The organism is Rhodovulum steppense, from assembly GCF_004339675.1.
GTDB classification, from domain to species: Bacteria; Pseudomonadota; Alphaproteobacteria; order Rhodobacterales; family Rhodobacteraceae; genus Rhodovulum; species Rhodovulum steppense.
In genome coordinates, this window is record NZ_SLVM01000005.1 from 1 (window position 1) to 17,945 (window position 17,945).

General features: G+C 69.4%; 17 protein-coding genes and 1 pseudogene. 9 read left to right on the forward strand and 9 right to left on the reverse strand.

The genetic code is table 11. The annotated features are described in order from the left end of the window. Positions 1-838: pseudogene (locus EV216_RS04305) on the reverse strand (hypothetical protein); the annotation flags it as partial. Continuing rightward, complete coding sequence (locus EV216_RS04310) at positions 838-1,443, reverse strand: major capsid protein (protein ID WP_132693836.1); 606 nt, start codon at positions 1,441-1,443, stop codon at positions 838-840. The pseudogene EV216_RS04305 and the gene EV216_RS04310, both read right to left, overlap by 1 nt. A gap of 7 nt (positions 1,444-1,450) precedes the next feature. Here EV216_RS04310 and EV216_RS04315 point away from each other — a divergent pair, with 7 nt between their 5' ends. Both EV216_RS04315 and xth read left to right on the forward strand, forming a co-directional pair. Then, positions 1,451-2,068 (forward strand): hypothetical protein, encoded by a 618-nt coding sequence (locus tag EV216_RS04315; protein WP_132693837.1) that lies wholly within the window; start codon positions 1,451-1,453, stop codon positions 2,066-2,068. Next, positions 2,068-2,847 (forward strand): exodeoxyribonuclease III, encoded by a 780-nt coding sequence (gene xth, locus EV216_RS04320; protein ID WP_132693838.1) that lies wholly within the window; start codon positions 2,068-2,070, stop codon positions 2,845-2,847. Before EV216_RS04315 ends, xth begins: the two co-directional genes overlap by 1 nt. Before the next feature lie 141 nt (positions 2,848-2,988). On the opposite strand, the gene EV216_RS04325 is transcribed toward xth, so the two are convergent. Beyond that, positions 2,989-4,185 (reverse strand): FAD-dependent monooxygenase, encoded by a 1,197-nt coding sequence (locus tag EV216_RS04325; RefSeq protein WP_132693839.1) that lies wholly within the window; start codon positions 4,183-4,185, stop codon positions 2,989-2,991. A 21-nt stretch (positions 4,186-4,206) separates the two neighbouring features. Beyond that, the gene (gene dksA, locus EV216_RS04330; protein WP_132693840.1) at positions 4,207-4,629 is read right to left on the reverse strand and encodes an RNA polymerase-binding protein DksA; all 423 of its coding nucleotides are present in this window, start codon (positions 4,627-4,629) and stop codon (positions 4,207-4,209) included. Between the two features lie 188 nt (positions 4,630-4,817). Here dksA and EV216_RS04335 point away from each other — a divergent pair, with 188 nt between their 5' ends. From EV216_RS04335 to EV216_RS04350, 4 genes are all read left to right on the forward strand, one after another. Then, a complete protein-coding gene (locus tag EV216_RS04335) occupies positions 4,818-5,654 on the forward strand; it encodes an AAA family ATPase (protein ID WP_132693841.1) in 837 nt (278 codons plus the stop codon). Between the two features lie 122 nt (positions 5,655-5,776). Continuing rightward, positions 5,777-6,229, forward strand: coding sequence for a GNAT family N-acetyltransferase (locus EV216_RS04340; RefSeq protein WP_243641961.1), 453 nt, complete (start codon positions 5,777-5,779; stop codon positions 6,227-6,229). Beyond that, positions 6,226-7,593, forward strand: a complete 1,368-nt coding sequence (locus EV216_RS04345; RefSeq protein WP_243641962.1) for a DUF2927 domain-containing protein — start codon at positions 6,226-6,228, stop codon at positions 7,591-7,593. Before EV216_RS04340 ends, EV216_RS04345 begins: the two co-directional genes overlap by 4 nt. 42 nt (positions 7,594-7,635) lie before the next feature. Then, positions 7,636-8,820: a vWA domain-containing protein gene (locus EV216_RS04350; RefSeq protein WP_132693844.1), complete on the forward strand. Its 1,185-nt coding sequence runs from the start codon at positions 7,636-7,638 to the stop codon at positions 8,818-8,820. Positions 8,821-8,828: 8 nt separating this feature from the next. Here the strand turns inward: EV216_RS04350 and EV216_RS04355 are convergent, their stop codons facing one another. Next, positions 8,829-9,629, reverse strand: a complete 801-nt coding sequence (locus EV216_RS04355) for a lysozyme family protein (protein WP_243641963.1) — start codon at positions 9,627-9,629, stop codon at positions 8,829-8,831. Between the two features lie 137 nt (positions 9,630-9,766). On the opposite strand from EV216_RS04355, the gene EV216_RS04360 reads away from it, so the two are divergent. Then, a complete protein-coding gene (locus EV216_RS04360) occupies positions 9,767-10,462 on the forward strand; it encodes a M48 family metalloprotease (RefSeq protein ID WP_132693846.1) in 696 nt (231 codons plus the stop codon). A gap of 20 nt (positions 10,463-10,482) precedes the next feature. On the opposite strand, the gene EV216_RS04365 is transcribed toward EV216_RS04360, so the two are convergent. Both EV216_RS04365 and EV216_RS04370 read right to left on the reverse strand, forming a co-directional pair. After that, positions 10,483-11,022 (reverse strand): RSP_2648 family PIN domain-containing protein, encoded by a 540-nt coding sequence (locus tag EV216_RS04365; protein WP_132693847.1) that lies wholly within the window; start codon positions 11,020-11,022, stop codon positions 10,483-10,485. Continuing rightward, on the reverse strand, positions 11,019-12,215 hold the full coding sequence (locus tag EV216_RS04370; RefSeq protein WP_132693848.1) for an RSP_2647 family RNA methyltransferase: 1,197 nt from the start codon (positions 12,213-12,215) through the stop codon (positions 11,019-11,021). Before EV216_RS04370 ends, EV216_RS04365 begins: the two co-directional genes overlap by 4 nt. Positions 12,216-12,327: 112 nt before the next feature. Here EV216_RS04370 and edd point away from each other — a divergent pair, with 112 nt between their 5' ends. Together edd and eda are read left to right on the forward strand one after the other, a co-directional pair. Beyond that, positions 12,328-14,133 (forward strand): phosphogluconate dehydratase, encoded by a 1,806-nt coding sequence (gene edd / locus EV216_RS04375; protein ID WP_132693849.1) that lies wholly within the window; start codon positions 12,328-12,330, stop codon positions 14,131-14,133. A 57-nt stretch (positions 14,134-14,190) separates the two neighbouring features. Beyond that, a complete protein-coding gene (gene eda / locus EV216_RS04380) occupies positions 14,191-14,832 on the forward strand; it encodes a bifunctional 4-hydroxy-2-oxoglutarate aldolase/2-dehydro-3-deoxy-phosphogluconate aldolase (RefSeq protein ID WP_132693850.1) in 642 nt (213 codons plus the stop codon). Positions 14,833-14,853: 21 nt separating this feature from the next. Here the strand turns inward: eda and EV216_RS04385 are convergent, their stop codons facing one another. Together EV216_RS04385 and EV216_RS04390 are read right to left on the reverse strand one after the other, a co-directional pair. Beyond that, positions 14,854-15,120, reverse strand: coding sequence for a hypothetical protein (locus EV216_RS04385; protein ID WP_132693851.1), 267 nt, complete (start codon positions 15,118-15,120; stop codon positions 14,854-14,856). Then, positions 15,110-17,926, reverse strand: coding sequence for a [protein-PII] uridylyltransferase family protein (locus tag EV216_RS04390; protein WP_132693852.1), 2,817 nt, complete (start codon positions 17,924-17,926; stop codon positions 15,110-15,112). Before EV216_RS04390 ends, EV216_RS04385 begins: the two co-directional genes overlap by 11 nt. Positions 17,927-17,945: the final 19 nt, after the last annotated feature.

The following is a 17,945-nucleotide window of genomic DNA, read 5'->3' on the forward strand; positions in this document are numbered from 1 at the left end:
CGCCCTTCTCGCGCACGATCTGGCGGGCGGCGTGCAGAAGCTCGTCATGCGTCCGGTCGGCGCTGTAGCCGTCAGGAATGGTCTGGTCCTGACGGTGCCGCCCGCCGTCGAAGGGCACCTGCCCCAGATCCAGCGCGCCGAAGGACACGACCTTGGGTTGCCGTTTCAGGTAGGACAGGAACCAGTCCTTCCGGGTCGCGGTGGCGCCCTCGGAAAAGCTGACGGTCTCGGTATCGTCCAGGCTGGCCGCGAAGGCCACCAGCTCGTCCTTGAACACGGGCAGCACCCGGCCTTCGGCGATCAGCTCTTCCACCTCGCGTTCGCGCACCTGGCGCCGCAGCCGGGCCAGCTCGGTATCGGCCGCAGATGCCGGGGCGGCGAAGGCGTCCTGGTAGAAGGGCAGGCTGTCCCCGCCCGTGTCCGCGAACTTCACCGGCATGAGCCCCGGCACGGCGGGCGCCGCCGCACCGAGGAAGCCCACATGCTTGAGGTAGAACGATCCGGGCTTGGGATTCGCGGCCGCGTTGGGCACGAAGAGCGAGATCGAGACCTTCTTGAACCGTCCCGCCTGCACGGCGTCAGCGAACTCGGCCGCGGTCTGTTCCAGCGTGGCCTTCAGCACCCCGCGTTCCACATAGAGCGCTTCCACCCACCCGAAGGCCGGGGTATCGGTCTGCGGATGCCCGATCACGACCGGCGCCGGTGCCGTGTCGCGGTCATAGCCCGAGGCGATTTCCCGAAGGGTCGCCTCGGAGATCGTATGGCGCCCCCCGGTCATGTCGGTGAAGCTGCCCGCCCGGAACACCTCGACCGGGCCGAACTTGCCCGCGCCGCTCATCACGCAGGCTCCACGATGTTCTGGAACAGGAAGCCCGAGGCGATGCCCGTGAGCACCGGCTTGCGCTCGTAGGTCACGCCATAGACCCACGACCGGCGCCCGCCTTCCCAGCGCGGCGGCTCCACGAAGGGGTGGCCCTTGAGGGTGTAGGTGTAGCCGAACGAGGGCTGTTCCTGGGCGGCGTCCTGCGTCGGCACATAGGCCAGCACGGCGGCGTTGCCCCACGCCTCCTTGAACGGCGCGTCAGGCGCATCGCTGTCCACATAGGTGGCCTTGCCCACGGCCAGCTCGTCCAGCTCGAACAGGCCCGCCAGCATCTTGGTGGTGATGCTTTCGGACGTGGTGTACTTGAACCGTTCGATGATACGGGGGTGGTTCTTCAGCGCCCGGAATCCCGCGCTGCTGACCACCATGCGGTTCGGGTCGACGCCGCAGGTGGTGTGCACCCGCTCTTTCGCCTCTTCGATGTCCATGATCGGGTCGGTCGTCGCGCTGTTCCAGCAGCTCGACCCCGCCAGGGTGAGCTGGTTCTCGACCGGATAGTTTGCCGGATCGAGCGCAAGCTCGGCCTGTTCGATTTCCAGCGTCAGCGTCAGCGCATCCATCACGAGGTTGACGGCCCGCTTGCCCCCCGCGCCCGGCCCGTGCCAGATACTGGTCGATGAGACCGCATTCGTGCCGACGATGAATGCCCATGGCGGGGTGGTCTATTGCGGCGCCACGATGGCCTTTACCGCGGCCTACTGGGCGCTCTGGACCTGTCGGCCGCGGGTGATCGCGATGCTTGGTTGCGACATGGTCTACCCGCAGAGCGGCCCCACCCATTTCTACGGCACCGGCCGGGCCGATCCCTTGCGCGACGACATCACCCTGCAATCGCTGGAGGCGAAATCCGCGCGGCTGATGGTGCTGGCCGCAGCGGCGGGCTGTGCCATGGTCAACCTCTCGACCGGCAAGAGCCGACTGGTCTTTCCACATGCGACCCCGGCCAGCCTGCCCCGCGCGCCCGGCCGGTTCGACGCCCGCGCCGCGTTGGACCGCGAGGCGGCGCTTGGCTACCGGGCGCCGGAGGGGCTCGGCTGGAACGATCCCGCGCGCTTCGATCCGGCCGAGCTTCGCGCGCTTGACGCGCTGTGGCTGGCCGCGGCCGGGCAGGACGCCGATTGCATGGACATTCCCCCCGCAGCCGCCGATAGTCCGGCCGGGACCGGACGGCGGGCGGAGGGCTGATGCGGATTGCGACCTACAACATCAACGGGGTCAAGGCGCGGATCGAGACGGTGCTGGCCTGGCTCGACGACTCCGCGCCCGATGTGGCGCTGTTGCAGGAGATCAAGTCGGTTGACGAGGCGTTTCCGCGCGCGCCCTTCGAGGAGCGCGGCTATAACGTGGAAACCCATGGCCAGAAGGGGTTCAATGGCGTCGCGATCCTGTCGAAACGGCCGCTGGAGGACGTGACACGCGGCCTGCCGGGCGATGCGGGGGATGAACAGGCACGCTGGATCGAGGCCACCGTGATGGGGGCGCGGGCAGTCCGGATCTGCGGCCTCTACCTGCCCAATGGCAACCCGGCGCCGGGGCCGAAATACGATTACAAGCTGGCCTGGATGACACGGCTGGAGGCCCGCGCGAAGACTCTGCTGGCGAGCGAGGAGCCGGTGGTTCTGGCGGGCGATTACAACGTGATCCCGCAGGACGAGGACGCGGCGCGGCCCGAGGCCTGGGCAAGCGATGCGCTGGCCCTGCCGCAGACACGGGCGGCGTTCCGGCGGATCGTCAACCTGGGCTATACCGAGGCGTTCCGGGCGCGGGTGCAGGGGCCCGGGCATTATTCCTTCTGGGATTACCAGGCGGGCGCGTGGAGCCGCAATGACGGCATCCGCATCGATCACCTGCTGCTGAGCCCGCAGGCGGCCGATCTTATGACGGAATGCCGGATCGAGGCGGAGCAGCGCGGCCGCGAGAAGCCGTCGGACCATGTGCCGGTCTGGGTGACGCTGGACGCCTGAGCCGAAGCGGCGGGGTGCTCCCGCCCCCGGCCCGCGCGGGGCTTTCGCCCCGCTTGTCCGGGGTTGGGCGTGGCGCGGCCTTATGGCCGCGTGCCTCCGGCGGGGGTATTTCGGCCAAGAAGAAGGTGCCGGGGCAGGTTCTCAGGGCATCGGGGCGGCTGTCAGGGGGTAGCGGGCGGCGACGTCATGGGCATAGACCCAGTCGAAGCGCTTGAGCGCGCCGCCCGGGGCAAGCGCACCGCCCAGCCGCAGCGCGGTATGGGCAAGCGCGCGCAGGGGTGGCGAGCTGAGATGGTAGTTGCGCGCGTTCTTCGACGCCATGTCGACGATCTTCATCGTGCGCGGACGGCGTTCGGCCTGGTAGGCGGCGAAGGCGGTTTCGGTGTCGGGATGGCGTTCGAGGCAGGCGGCCAGCACCCAGGCATCCTCGAGCGCCATGTTCGCGCCCTGGGCGAGGAAGGGCAGCGTGGGATGCGCTGCATCGCCGAGGATCGCCGCGGGGCCCATATGCCAGCGCGCCGCCACGGGATGGCGGAACAGTCCCCAGAGGTTCACATGCGTGACCCGGGCGAGAAGCTCGGGCACCCCGGCGCCGAAATCGGCGAAGGCGCGGCGCAGGTTCACGGGAGCGTCATCATGGTTCCAGCCCTCGTCGGCCCAGGTTTCGCGTTCCTCGACGCCGACGATGTTGATCAACTCGCCACCGCGCAGCGGGTAATGCACAAGATGCCGCCCTGGCCCCATGAAGACCTGGGCCACCGGCGCGACCGGTCCGGTGGCGGGGACCAGCGCACGCCAGGCGACCTGCCCGGTGAAGTCGGGCGCGGCCATGCCGTTCAGGGCGCCGCGCACGACCGAATGCAGCCCGTCCGCGCCGATCAGCAGGTCTGCGCTCACCTGGGCACCATGGGCAGTCGTCAACTGGGCACGGCCCCGCTCGATCGCGACACCCATGACGTCGTGCAGCAGCCGGATCTGGACCCCGGCCGCCCGGGCCGCCCCGGCCAGCAATTCGACCAGGTCCGCCCGGTGGATGAAATGATAGGCGCCCGCGCCGGTCGAGAGATCGAGCCGGAGGACCTCGCGCCCCGCGCGGAAATCGCGCAGGTGGACCGCGCGCGCCCGCACGCCATGTTCGGCCAGCGCCGGGCCGAGGCCCAGCGCCTCGAGTACGGCCATGCCGTTGGGACTGATCTGCAGGCCCGCGCCGACTTCCCGGATCGCGTCGGCGCGTTCCAGAACCACGACCTCCGCCCCCCTTCGGGCCAGCGCTGCTGCCACCGCGAGGCCCGCAATCCCGGCCCCGAGGATCGTCACCTTCCGCCCAGTCAGGGGCATGCGCCCTCCCCCGTCGTCGTCTCAGTCGTCGCGATGCACCCGTTCGCGGCGTTCATGCCGTTCCTGCGCCTCCAGGCTCAGGGTGGCGATGGGGCGGGCATCCAGCCGTTTCAGCGAGATCGGCTCGCCCGTTTCCTCGCAATAGCCGTATTCGCCATTTTCGATCCGGCGCAGCGCCGCGTCGATCTTGGCGACCAGCTTGCGCTGGCGATCCCGCGTCCGCAGTTCCAGCGCGCGGTCGGTCTCCTCGCTGGCGCGGTCGGCGACATCGGGGATGTTGCGGCTGGAATCCTGAAGCCCTTCAAGGGTTTCGCGGCTTTCGTTGAGAAGATCGTTCTTCCAGGCAATCAATTTGCGGCGGAAATATTCGAGCTGGCGCTCGTTCATGAAGGGCTCGTCTTCCGCGGGACGGTAATCGTCGGGCAAGAACACTTCGGCTTTCATCCCTGCTCCCTTGTCTGGACCGGGCGAAAACTCATTCATCGCAATCTCTCCCCGGCACGTCACGGGGCTGGCTATAGCCCGATCGCCGCACCGTGTCACTAGCGTTGTGGCCTCATACATGGTGCTTGCCTGTTTTGGAAGGGGCGCTAAGGTCCGCCGGAATCGGTCCGATCTGGCGGGGGAGTGTCATGGCGTTCAACTCGACGGAGAGCTACATCGCCTCGGAAGATCTGCGCGTCGCGGTCAATGCCGCGGTCGCGCTGGAACGGCCGCTGCTGGTAAAGGGCGAGCCCGGCACCGGAAAGACCGAGCTAGCCCGGCAGGTTGCCCAATCCCTGGGCATGACTCTGATCGAATGGCACATAAAATCGACAACCCGCGCCCAGCAGGGGCTGTACGAATACGATGCGGTCAGTCGGCTGCGCGACAGCCAGCTTGGCGACGAAAGGGTGCATGACATCGCCAATTACATAAGGCGCGGCAAGCTGTGGCAAGCCTTCGAGGCGCCCGAGAGGGTCGTGTTGCTGATCGACGAGGTCGACAAGGCCGATATCGAGTTTCCCAACGACCTGTTGCAGGAACTCGACCGGATGGAATTCCACGTCTACGAGACCGGCGAGACGGTGAGCGCGCGCCATCGCCCGGTGGTGATTATCACCTCGAACAACGAGAAGGAACTGCCCGACGCCTTTCTGCGGCGCTGTTTCTTCCATTACATCCGGTTCCCCGATGTCGAGACGATGAAGAGAATCGTCGAGGTGCATCACCCCGGCATCAGGCAGGACCTGCTGCATGCCGCGCTGACCCGGTTCTACGAGATCCGCGAGATGGACGGGCTGAAGAAACGGCCCTCGACCTCCGAAGTGCTGGACTGGCTCAAGCTGCTGCTGGCCGAGGATCTGAAGCCCGAGGATCTGCGCCGCGACGGGCGCAGCGCCCTGCCCCGGCTGCATGGCGCGCTGCTGAAGAACGAGCAGGACGTACAACTGTTCGAGCGGCTGGCCTTCATGGCGCGGCGGGGCTGAGGCGAACCGCCACGACGCGGACACGGAACACGTTTCGGTTGCGGGCGCCCTTGTGCCGGGCCGCGCGCTCGCCCAAGATGGGGCGCGGGCGGCAGCCCGCCCTGCTTGCGAAAGGCCTCCCCTTGTCCGACGTCACCATCCGCCCGCTGCGCCCCGAGGACATGCCCGAATGGCGGCGCCTGTGGTCCGGCTATCTCGACTTCTACGAGTCGGCGGTGGCGCCCGATGTCTACGAGACGACCTTTGCGCGGCTGTTGCACGGGGGCGATCCGGATATGGGCTGCCGTCTGGCGCTGATCGGCGGGCGGCCCGCGGGGCTCGCGCATTTCATCTTTCACCGCCATTGCTGGAAACCCGAGGGGGTCTGCTATCTGCAGGATCTGTTCGTCGAGCCGCAATTGCGCGGCCGGGGCATCGGGCAGGCGCTGATCCGGGCGGTCTATGCGGTGGCGGATGCGCGCGACGTGCCGACCGTCTACTGGACGACGGCGGCCGACAACGCGGCCGCGCGCGCGCTGTATGACCGGATTGGACGCCTGACCCCCTTCATCAAATACGAGCGGGGCCCGCGGTGACGCGCCGCGCGGCGCTTCTGCTGGCCGCCTGCCTTGCGCTGGCGGCCTGTGCAACGCCGGTTGCGGAACTGCCCGACCGGGTGCCGCCGCTATCGGCCGCGCTGCCGCCAATGAAGAGCTTTCCGGTTCGACCGGCCGAGCCGCCGACGCGTTCGAACGCCCAGATCGCGCAGGATTTCCTGGACCTGTCCTTCCGCATGGAAAGCGGTCGGCCGCTGGCGGTGATGTCGCGTTTCGAGGGGCCGGTGCGGGTGCGGGTAACAGGGACGGCGCCGCCCAGCCTGGGCCCCGATCTTGCGGCGCTGATCGCACGACTGAGACGCGAGGCCGACATCGACATCACCCGCGTCGCCCCCGACCAGCCTGCCGAGATCACCATCGAGGTGCTGCCGCGCGCCCGATTGCAGCGCGCTGTGCCGCAAGCGGCCTGTTTCGTCGCGCCAAGGGTGTCGAGTTGGGAGGAATACCGCCGCGCCCGCCGCAGCGCGACCGTGGACTGGACCACACTGGTCACGCGCGACCGGGTGGCGATCTTCCTGCCCGGCGATGTCAGCCCGCAGGAGGTGCGCGACTGCCTGCACGAGGAACTGGCCCAGGCGCTGGGGCCGCTCAACGACATGTACCGGCTACCCGATTCGGTGTTCAACGACGACAATTTCCACACGGTCCTGACCGGGTTCGACATGCTGATCCTGCGGCTTTACTATGCGCCGGAACTGCGCTCGGGCATGACGCGCGCCCAGGTTGCGCAGATCCTGCCCGGGCTTCTGGCGCGGATGAACCCGCGCGGCGAAGGACGGCCGGGCGCGCCGCTGGCTCAGACCTCGCGCGACTGGATCGAGGCGATCGAGACCGCGCTTGGGGCGGGCACCTCGGCGCCGCGCCGACGCGCGGCCGCCGAGCGCGCCGTGGCCATCGCACGCGCCCGAGGCTGGCAGGACGGGCGGCTTGCGTTCAGCCTGTTCGCGCTGGGGCGGCTGTCGATCGGCGAGCGGCCCGAACTGGCGCTGGCGGCCTTTCTGCAGGCGGGCGAGATCTATGCCGCGCGCCCCGAGACGCGGATTCACCTGGCCCATGTCGGCATGCATCTGGCCGCCTTCGCGCTGTCGGCGGGCCAGCCGCGCGCCGCACTGGACATGGTCAACGCCAATCTCGCCGCGGCGACGCGCGGGCAGAACGCCGCCCTGCTGGCGACGATGCTGCTGATCAAGGCCGAGGCGCTGGAGGCGCTGGGCCGCACGGGCGAGGCGCGCACGGTGCGCCAGGACGCGCTGGGCTGGGGCCGCTACGGGTTCGGCAGCGACAACGAGGTGCGCAGCCGGATGGAGGAGATCGCGGCACTGAACCGCGCGCGGCGCAGCTGAGCCCCCTTCCCTGCGCGCCGCCGCCGCCCTATCCTGCATCCCATGTTCCTGCCGTTCTTCCAGTCGCTGCGCACCGCTGGCATCCCCGTTTCGCTGAGGGAGTATCTGGGCTTTCTCGAAGGGATGAAGGCGGGACTGGTGACCTATGACGTCGAGGGGTTCTATTACCTCGCCCGCACCGTGATGGTGAAGGACGAACGCCTTCTGGACCGCTTCGACCGCGCCTTTGCCGAAAGTTTTTCAGGGCTCGAGGAAATCGGCCCGGACGATGTGCTGGAGGCACTGGACCTGCCCGAGGACTGGCTGCGCAAGCTCGCCGAAAGGCACCTGTCCGAGGAGGAGCGCGCCGAGATCGAGGCGCTGGGCGGGTTCGACAAGCTGATGGAGGCGCTCAAGGAGCGGCTGAAGGAACAGCAGGGCCGCCACCAGGGCGGCAACAAGTGGATCGGCACCGCAGGCACCTCGCCCTTCGGCGCCTGGGGCTACAATCCCGAGGGCGTGCGCATCGGACAGGACGTCTCGCACCACCGCAAGGCGGTCAAGGTCTGGGACCGGCGCGAGTTCCGCAATCTGGACGACTCGGTGGAACTGGGCACGCGCAACATCAAGGTCGCGCTGAAACGGCTGCGCCGCTGGGCGCGCGCCGGGGCACATCACGAACTGGACCTAGAGGAAACGATCCGCGCCACCGCCGATCACGGCTATCTCGACGTGCGCACCCGGCCCGAGCGGCACAATGCGGTCAAGGTGGTCCTGTTTCTCGATGTCGGCGGGTCGATGGACGACCATGTGGGCGTGGTTGCGGAACTGTTCTCGGCCGCGCGCTCCGAGTTCAAGCACCTGGAGCATTACTATTTCCACAACTGCCTTTACGAAGGCGTCTGGCGCGACAACCGCCGCCGCTGGTCCGAGGTGATCCCCACCGCAGAGGTGCTGCGCACCTACGGGCCGGACTACAAGTGCATCTTCGTCGGCGACGCCAGCATGAGCCCCTACGAGATCGCCTTTGCCGGCGGCGCGAACGAGCACTGGAACGCAGAACCGGGCCGCGTCTGGCTGGAACGAGCCCGTGCGCAATGGCCGGACAACCTGTGGATCAACCCGGTGCCGGAACGCCACTGGCCCTATACCCAGTCGATCGAGATGATCCGCGGGATCTTCGAAGGGGCGATGGTGCCGATGACGCTGGACGGGATCGAACGCGGGATGAAGGCGCTGGGACGCTAGGCGCGTCCTCAGCCCGGGAAGATGCTGTCGATCTTGGCCGAGAACTGCGCCCAGGTCATGGTGGCCCGGTTGCCCGCATAGCCGTGGTAATGCGACTTGCCGCTGGAATTGGGAAAGCCCGCCCAGATCTTGGCGAGGTTGTTCATGAAGCTGCGCCGGTCGATGCTGCCCGCCAGGAACGCGCCCATCCCCGCCTCTTCAAGCAGCAGATCGGCCAGGCGGTCCTGCACCTCGGGCGAAAAGCGCGTGCGTTCGTCGATGCCAAGTTCATTGACCAGTCGGCGCAGGGTCGAGGGGATGAACTGATAGCGGCCGATGGCGTGGGGCTGGCGCGGGGTGGCCTTGATCCAGGCATAGATCTCGGCGATGGACATCTCGGTCGGGCGCCGGGGTGGCGGGATGCGCGCGCCATGCTGGACGGCATCATAGCCCTTGGACCCGGCCTCGGCCCGGGCGATCAGGTCGCGCACGCTGGCGGCAAAGAAGGCGCTGGTCCCCGAAAGCCGCAGCCCGGCCGGTCCATGGCCAAGCCCGTTCCGCCCCTCGCGCATGCGCATCCGCTCGGCCCGCGGGGTGCCGGGGGCGAACAGGCTTGCACCCTCGCGCCCGGCGAACAGGCTGGGACCAGCCCCCTCGTCCGTATCGGGCGCGTCCTGCATCACGGGCGGGGCATGTCGCACCGGCACGAGTGCGCTGCCCGCGCCGAAGATCCCCCCCTCGCCCAGAAGCGACACGGCCTGCGCGAGCGCCGCAGCGGGCAAGCCGGTGCAGACCGCCAGCAGGGCGAGTGCGAGTATCTGTCTGCGCAAGGGCGTGCGCCTCTCGTTCTGAGCGGGTGACATCGCGGCAAGGATCGGGGCAAGAGGTTCACATTTCGTTGCCGGTCGCGCGAAAGTCGTTGGCACCCCGGATTGCCAGCGCCCCCCGACTGCCCCATATCTGGCCCATGCTGAAGTTCACACCGATCCTTCTGGCGGTTCTCTACGCACTCGCGATGTATCATTTTTCGGTCTGGCGCACCGCGCGCGAACTGGATGCGCGGTCGTCCGAGCTGGCCGATGCGCGGCTCAAGCGGCTGACCGACCGGATGGCCGAGGCGCTCGATCTGCCGCGGGTCCGGGTGCATATCTACGAGATCGCGCCGGTGAACGGGCTGGCCGCCCCCGACGGACGAATCTTTCTGACGCGGGGATTCTACGACCGCTACCGGGCAGGCGAGGTCAGTGCCGAGGAACTGGCCAGCGTCATCGCGCACGAACTGGGCCATGTGGCGCTGGGGCATACGCGGCGGCGGATGATCGACTTCTCGGGGCAGAACGCGCTGCGCACGGCGCTGGCGATGGTGCTGGGCCGGTTCCTGCCCGGCATCGGGGTGATGATCGCGAACGCGCTGGCCTCGCTGCTGGCGGCACGGCTAAGCCGCCAGGACGAATACGAGGCCGATGCCTATGCCGCGGCGCTGCTGACCAAGGCGGGGATCGGGACCGGGCCGCAGAAATCGCTGTTTCACAAGCTCGACGAACTGACCGCGGGACGCGGCGGGATCATGCCCGCCTGGCTGATGAGCCATCCGAAGACCGAGGAGCGCATCAAGGCCATCGAGGCCCTTGAGGCGCGCTGGACAGCCGTCACCGGCCAGTGACGCCCGGCGCCAGGCGCGCGCTAGGCCAGCGCCTTGCCCAGACGCGGCAGCCGCGCGCGTTTCATCAGGGCGCGCAGGGGCAGCACATCGCCCGACAGCCGTTCGGCCTCTGCATGCACCCGCGCCACGACCGCCTCGACCGCGGCGGGCTGGGCCTGCCATAGCTCGCGCAGCATCTGGTCGGGGTCCACGCGCCGCAACCCTTCGTCGGCAAGGGTCTGGCGCGGGAAGTCCTGCGCGTTGAAGGTCACGATCAGGTCGGCCCCGCCGACGATGGCGGTGGCCAGAACGTGAATATCGTCCGGATCGGGCAGCCAGAGCCGTGCTTCGAGCCCCGGTTTCGGCGCGACCTCGGCCCCCGGCCAGGCGGCGCGCACCAGCGCGATCTCGGCGCGGGCCTGAATCTCGCCCGCCGGTCCCAGCTTGCGCGCGGCGCGTGCCCATTCCTCCAGGATGCGCGCCGACCAGAGCGGGGTGAACAGCCCCTCGGCCGCGACGCCCAGCAGGATTTCCCGCAGCACCGTGGGATAAAGCACGCAGGCGTCCAGCAGCGCCTTCATGGGGCCAGCCGGAACACCAGCGCCTTGAGATAACCCGACTCGGCCAGTTGCGGCAGCACAGGGTGATCCGGCCCGGCAAAGCCCGTGAAGACGATCTGCGAGCGCCGCCCCGCCTTGCCGATGCCGCGGGCAGACGCCGTGCGGAACCGCGTCAGGTCCGCCGCATGGGAACAGGAACACAGGCAAAGGAAACCGCCCGGCGCCACCAGCACCGCCGCCAGACGCGCCACCCGTTCATAGGCGCGCAACCCGGCCTCGAGCGCCTGTTTCGATGGCGCGAATGCGGGCGGGTCGCAGATCACCATATCGAACCGGGCACCTTCGGCCGCCAGCGCGGCCATCACGTCAAAGGCATCGCCCCGGCGGGTCTGGAACCGCTCGGCCGCACCCATCGCCGCCGCGCCCTGTTCGGCCAGGGCCAGCGCCGGGGCAGAACCATCCACCGCCAGCGCATGCACCGCCCCACCGGCCAGCGCCGCCAGCGCGAAGCCGCCGACATGGGAAAACACGTCCAGCACCCGCGCGCCCCGCGCCAGCCCCTGCACGAAGGCATGGTTGGGCCGCTGGTCATAGAACAGCCCCGTCTTCTGCCCGCCCATCAGATCGGCCATGTAGACCGCCCCGTTCATCGGCACCGGAACCGGACCCTCCAGCGTGCCGCGCAGCACTACGGTTTCCTCGGCCAGCCCTTCCAGACCACGGGCGCGGCCGGTGCCGTTCTTGACCACGGTCGCGACACCCGTGACCGAAACCAGCGCCTCGGCCAGCGCGTCCAGATGGGTTTCGGCCCAGGCGGCGTTGGGCTGGATCACCGCCGTCTCGCCGAAGCGGTCGATCACGACGCCGGGCAGCCCATCGGCCTCGGCATGGACCAGCCGGTAGAAGGGCGCGTCATACAGCCGCTCGCGCAGCGCCAGCGCGCACGACAGCCGCGCCGCCAGCCAGTCCGGCCCGATCACGGCCCCGGGATCGGGATCCATCACCCGCGCGATGATCTTCGAGGCCGGGTTGACGGTGACAAGTGCCAGCGGCTGACGCTCGGCATCCTCGATCCGGGCGAAACTGCCCGGCGCCAGCGCACGGGTGCGCCGGTCGGTCACCAGTTCGTCGGCATAGATCCAGGGAAAGCCGTGGCGAATGGCGCGGGCCTCGGCATTGGGGCGCAGGCGGACAGTGGGAAGCGTGTCGGTCATGCCCTCCCATACGCGCTTCGCCCGCGCGGGGAAAGAGGCGGCGCGGCCTTTCCATGTTAGCGCTAACCGGCTATATCCCCGGAACAGAGCGTTTCCCCAAGGAGTCAGGCCCATGGCGCTGAACCCCGTGCTGGCCGCGGTGACCGAGGCGATCGCCGCCCGCTCGCGCCCGACCCGCGCCGCCTATCTGGACCGGATCGCGCGCGCCGCCGAGCAGGGCCCGGCGCGCGCGCATCTGACCTGCGGCAACCAGGCCCATGCCTATGCCGCGATGGGCGCGGCCAAGGACCGGCTGGCCGAGGGGCGCGCGCCCAATCTGGGCATCGTGACGGCCTATAACGACATGCTGTCGGCGCATCAGCCGCTGGAAAGCTTCCCCGACCTGATCCGCGCCGCCGCAGCCGAGGCAGGCGCCACGGCGCAGGTCGCAGGCGGCGTGCCCGCCATGTGCGACGGCGTCACGCAGGGCCAGCCGGGGATGGAGCTGTCGCTGTTCTCGCGCGACGTGATCGCGCTGTCGGCGGCAGTGGCGCTGTCGCATGACTGCTTTGACGCGGCGGTGTTCCTGGGCGTCTGCGACAAGATCGTGCCGGGGCTGGTGATCGCGGCCGCCAGTTTCGGCCATATCCCGGCGGTGTTCCTGCCCGCGGGGCCGATGACCTCCGGCCTGCCGAATGACGAGAAGGCGAAGGTCCGCCAGCGCTTCGCCACCGGAGAGATCGGGCGCGAGGAATTGATGGCGGCCGAGATGGCGTCCTATCACGGGCCGGGCACCTGCACCTTCTACGGCACCGCGAATTCGAACCAGATGCTGATGGAGGTGATGGGCCTGCACCTGCCCGGCGCCAGTTTCGTCAACCCCAACACGCCCTTGCGCGATGCACTGACGGTGGCGGGGGCGAAACGTGCGCTGGAGATCACCGCGCTGGGCAACGCCTATACGCCTGCGGGCCATGTGCTGGATGAACGCGCCTTTGCCAACGGGATCGTGGGGCTGATGGCGACGGGCGGCTCGACCAACCTGGTGCTGCACCTGCCCGCGATGGCGCGGGCGGCAGGGATCGTGCTGGATCTTGACGATTTCGCCCGGCTGTCCGAGGTGACGCCGCTGATGGCGCGGGTCTATCCCAACGGGCTGGCGGATGTGAACCATTTCCACGCGGCCGGCGGGCTTGGCTACCTGATCGGCGAGTTGCTGGAGGCCGGGCTTCTGCACCCTGACACCCTGACCGTCGCGGGACCGGGCCTTGACCGCTATACGCAGGAACCGCGGCTGATCGACGGCGCGCTTCATTGGGTTGCGGGCGCGGGCATCAGCCTGAACAACGCGATCCTGCGCCCCGCCGCCGATCCCTTCCAACCCAGCGGCGGGCTCAAGGCGCTGTCGGGCAACCTTGGCCGCGGCATCGTCAAGACCTCGGCCGTCGCGCCCGAGCGCCACATCGTCGAGGCCCCCGCGCGGATCTTCGAAAGCCAGGAGGACGTCAAGGCCGCCTTCAAGCGCGGCGAGTTCACCCAGGATACCGTGGTCGTCGTCCGCTTCCAGGGGCCGCGCGCCAATGGCATGCCGGAACTCCATTCCCTGACCCCGACGCTCGCCGTCCTTCAGGATCGCGGGCTCAAGGTGGCGCTGGTCACCGATGGGCGGATGTCGGGGGCCAGCGGCAAGGTGCCCGCCGCCATCCACCTCACGCCCGAGGCGGCCGGGGGCGGCCCGCTTGCGCGGCTAAGGGATGGCGACGTGATCCGGCTGGATGCCGTGGCGGGCACGCTTGATGTCACGACACAAGGCGCGCTTGATCGCCCGCCCGCAACCCCCGACCTTTCGGCCAATGCGACAGGGATGGGGCGCGAGCTCTTCGCCGCCTTCCGCGCCCATGCCGGCCCCGCGACCGAGGGGGCAAGCCCGATCCTGTGACTTCTTCTTGGCACAAATACCCATGACCCGCCCCGCCATCCCACGAAAAGGCCCGCCATGACGCCCCACGCCGCCAGCGAGATCCTTGAAACCCTGTGCCGCCAGGCCCCGGTGATCCCGGTTCTCGTGATCGAGGATGCCGCCCAGGCCCGCCCGCTGGCCGAGGCGCTGGTCGCGGGCGGGCTGCCGGTTCTGGAGGTCACCCTGCGCACGCCCGCCGCGCTGGAGGCGATCCGCGCGATGACCCGCGTAGCGGGCGCGATCGTCGGCGCGGGCACGCTGATCACGCCCGAAGATGTCGAGGCCGCGCAAGGCGCCGGCGCGCGGTTCGGCGTGTCGCCCGGGGCGACGCCTATGCTGCTGGACGCGGCGCGGGCGGGCGCGCTGCCGCTGTTGCCGGGGGCGGCCACGGCGACCGAGGCGATGGCGCTGCTGGAACGCGGCTTCAGCGTGCAGAAATTCTTTCCCGCCGAGGCCGCGGGCGGCGTCGCGGCGCTGAGGGCGCTGGGCGGTCCCCTGCCCCGCATCCGGTTCTGCCCCACGGGGGGCATCGGTCCGGCAAATGCGGCCGACTACCTCGCCTTGCCGAACACGCTTTGCGTGGGCGGATCCTGGGTGGCGCCCGGGGCATTGGTGGCGGCGGGCGACTGGGCGGGGATCACGGCGCTGGCCCGCGCGGCCGCCGGGCTGGGGCGCTAGCCGCTGCGGTCGGGCTTTCGATCAGCTGCGCCGACCCCGGGCCCCGCCCCGCCGCCGCGCAATCGGACCGTCGTCGAGCCCGGCACGCAGCACAGCCGTCATCGGATGATCGGGCGCAGCCGCGCCATATTCCGCGATGAGCCGCTTCAATGCCTGCCCTGCGACGACCTCCGCGGGCAACGACAGCGCCCAGTCGAGAAAGATCGAGCGGCATTCCTCGGGCCCGATTCCCTCGATCCGGTAGGCCTCGCGGATCAGCCCCTTGGGGTCGGCCGCTTCAATCCGCATCGCGCGCTTCCACCGGGCCGCGTGCGATCACCGCCTCGATCACCTCTGCCGCCTTGGCGCGCCCCCGGTCAAGCAGCGCCTCGAGCGCTGCCGCATCCTCTGCCCCGGTGCCGCGCAAAAGGAAGGTCAGCCCGCCTTCGCCGAGCCGGGCCGGATCGAGCGGCGCCTCGGACATGAGCCGGGCCGCGCCCTGCACCTTTCGCGACAGCGTATAGGTGTCGCAAAGCGCCTGCGCCTCGTCCGCGCCCAGCCATCCGGACGCGACGCCGGCCTCCAGTTGCTCGGCCACCGAGGTCGCCGGGCTGGCCGCGATCAACGCCGCGGCCGAGGCGATCAGTTCGATATCCTGCCCCCGCCCCGGCCCCTGCTTGCCGTCCCAGGCGGATGTTGCGGGTCTGGCCTCGGCCAGCCTGCGGCGCATGTCGACCACACCGGCGAGCACCCGGCCCGGATCCGCCTTGTCGGCCAGAAGCTCGCGCCGGAACGCCTCGACCTCGTCGGCCAATGCAGGTTCGCCTGCCACGGGCCGCGCCCGCGTCAGCGCCAGATGTTCCCATGTCCAGGCCTCCTCGCGCTGGTAGTTGCGGAAGCTCTGGAGCGAGGTCGCCACCGGCCCCTGATTGCCCGAGGGGCGCAGGCGCATGTCCACCTCGTAAAGCTTGCCCTCGGCCATCGGCGCGGTCAGCGCGGTCACCAGCGCCTGGGTCAGCCGGGCGTAATAGGCCCGCGCGGCCAGCGGGCGACGGCCCTCGGACGCCTCGACCCCGTCGGCATCGTAGATCACGATCAGGTCCAGATCGGATTTCGCCGTCAGCGACCCCGCCCCCAGCGAGCCCATGCCCAGCACGACAGCCCCCTTGCCCGGCGGCGCCCCGTGCTTGGCCGCGAACCCCGCCACCACATGCGGCCAGAGGGCTGCCAGAACCGCCTGGGCCAGATCGGCATATTCGCGTCCCGCCTCGGCCGCGTCGATCAGCCCGCGCAGAAAATGCACGCCCACGCGGAAATGCCATTCCTTGGTCCAGGCGCGGGCGGCATCAAGCTGGCGTTCGTAATCCTTCAGCGCCGCCAGACGCGCGGACAGCGCCCCCTGCAATGCCGCGCGCCCCGGCCAGGGCTGGAAGAAATCGCCACCAATCACCGCGTCCAGCACGCCCGCATTGCGCGAAAGATACTGGGCAAGCTCGGGCGAGACGCTGGTGATGTCGATGATCAGGTCGATAAGCTGCGGATTGGCCTGGAACAGCGAGAAAAGCTGCACCCCAGCAGGCAGTCCCGACAGGAAACCGTCGAAGGCGGCGAACGCCTCGATGGGCCGGGGGGCGGCGGTCAGCCGGGTCAGAAGGTCGGGTTTCAGCCGGTTGAAGATCTCGCGCGCGCGGGCCGAGCGCAGACAGGGGTAATGCGGCCAGCGCTCGACAAACTCGCCTGCATTGTCGGGCAACTCGGGCAGGGACTGGTCCGTGCCGGGACGGCCGGGCTGAAAGAACCCCTCGGTCAGGCCCGAGACGCGGCCCAACCGGGCGGTCAGGTCGGCACGCCAGGCGGCAGGATCGCCCCAACCGCAGAAATGCGCGATCCGGTCCAGCCCCTCGGCCGTGGCGGGCAGTTTGTGGGTCTGGGCGTCGTTGACCATCTGCAAGCGGTGCTCGACCTCGCGATGGGCGCGGTAATCCGCGCTCAGCGTTTCGGCCACGCTCGGCGGCACCCAGCCCTTGGCCGACAGCCGCGCCAGCCCCTCGACCGTGCCGCGCACACGCAGGTCGGCATCGCGCCCGCCCGCGATCAACTGGCGGGTCTGGGTGAAGAATTCGATCTCGCGGATGCCGCCCTGGCCCAGCTTCATGTCATGGCCTTCCAGCGCAAGCGCGCCATGCAGCCCCTTGTGGTTGCGGATCTTCAGCCGCATGTCATGGGCGTCCTGGATCGCGGCGAAATCCAGATGCTTGCGCCAGACGAAGGGGCGCAACCGGTCGAGATAGGCCCAGCCCGCCGCGATATCGCCCGCGCAGGGCCGCGCCTTGATATGGGCCGCCCGCTCCCATGTCCGGCCAAGGCTTTCATAATAGCGTTCGGCGGCCTCCATCGACATGCAGACCGGCGTCACGCTGGCATCGGGGCGCAGCCGCAGATCGGTGCGAAAGACGTAACCCTCGCCGGTCATTTCGGACAGAAGGGCGGTCAGCCGCCGCGTGATCTTAACGAAACCGGCGCGAACCTCGTGGAAATCGGCCTCGTCGAAACGGTCCTGATCGAACAGCATGATCAGGTCGATATCCGAGGAATAGTTCAACTCATGCGCGCCCTGCTTGCCCATGGCCAGCGCAACCATGCCGCCCGCGGTTTCGGCATCGGCATCGGCCTCGGTCAGGCCGGGCAGCTTGCCGCGCGCGATCTCGGCCGCGACCAGGCGTTTCAGCGCGGTATCGACGCAGAGATCCGCCAGATCGGTCAGCGCGCCGGTGACACGTTCCAGCGGCCAGGCACCGCCCGCATCGGCCAGCGCGATCAGCAGCGCGGCGCGGCGCTTGGCCTGCCTGAGCCCCGATTTCAGCCCGTCGAGCGGCAGCGCGAGGATCTCGTCCAGCAGCGCGGTGAACATGGCATCCGGGTCGGCGGCCAGCGCCTCCTCCAGCCAGGCGGTTTCCTGCACCATCAGCCCCCACAGATAGGGGCTGCACCCGGCGGTTCCGGCCAGCAGCGCGCGGATCTCGGAGGGCTGCGCCGCAAAACGCTCGGCCGCCTCGGCGGCGCGGTCGGGCTCGTGCGGGAGGGGCGAACGGGTCAGGCGGGCGGCTAGGGTCATGGCGTCTTGATGCCGGGCG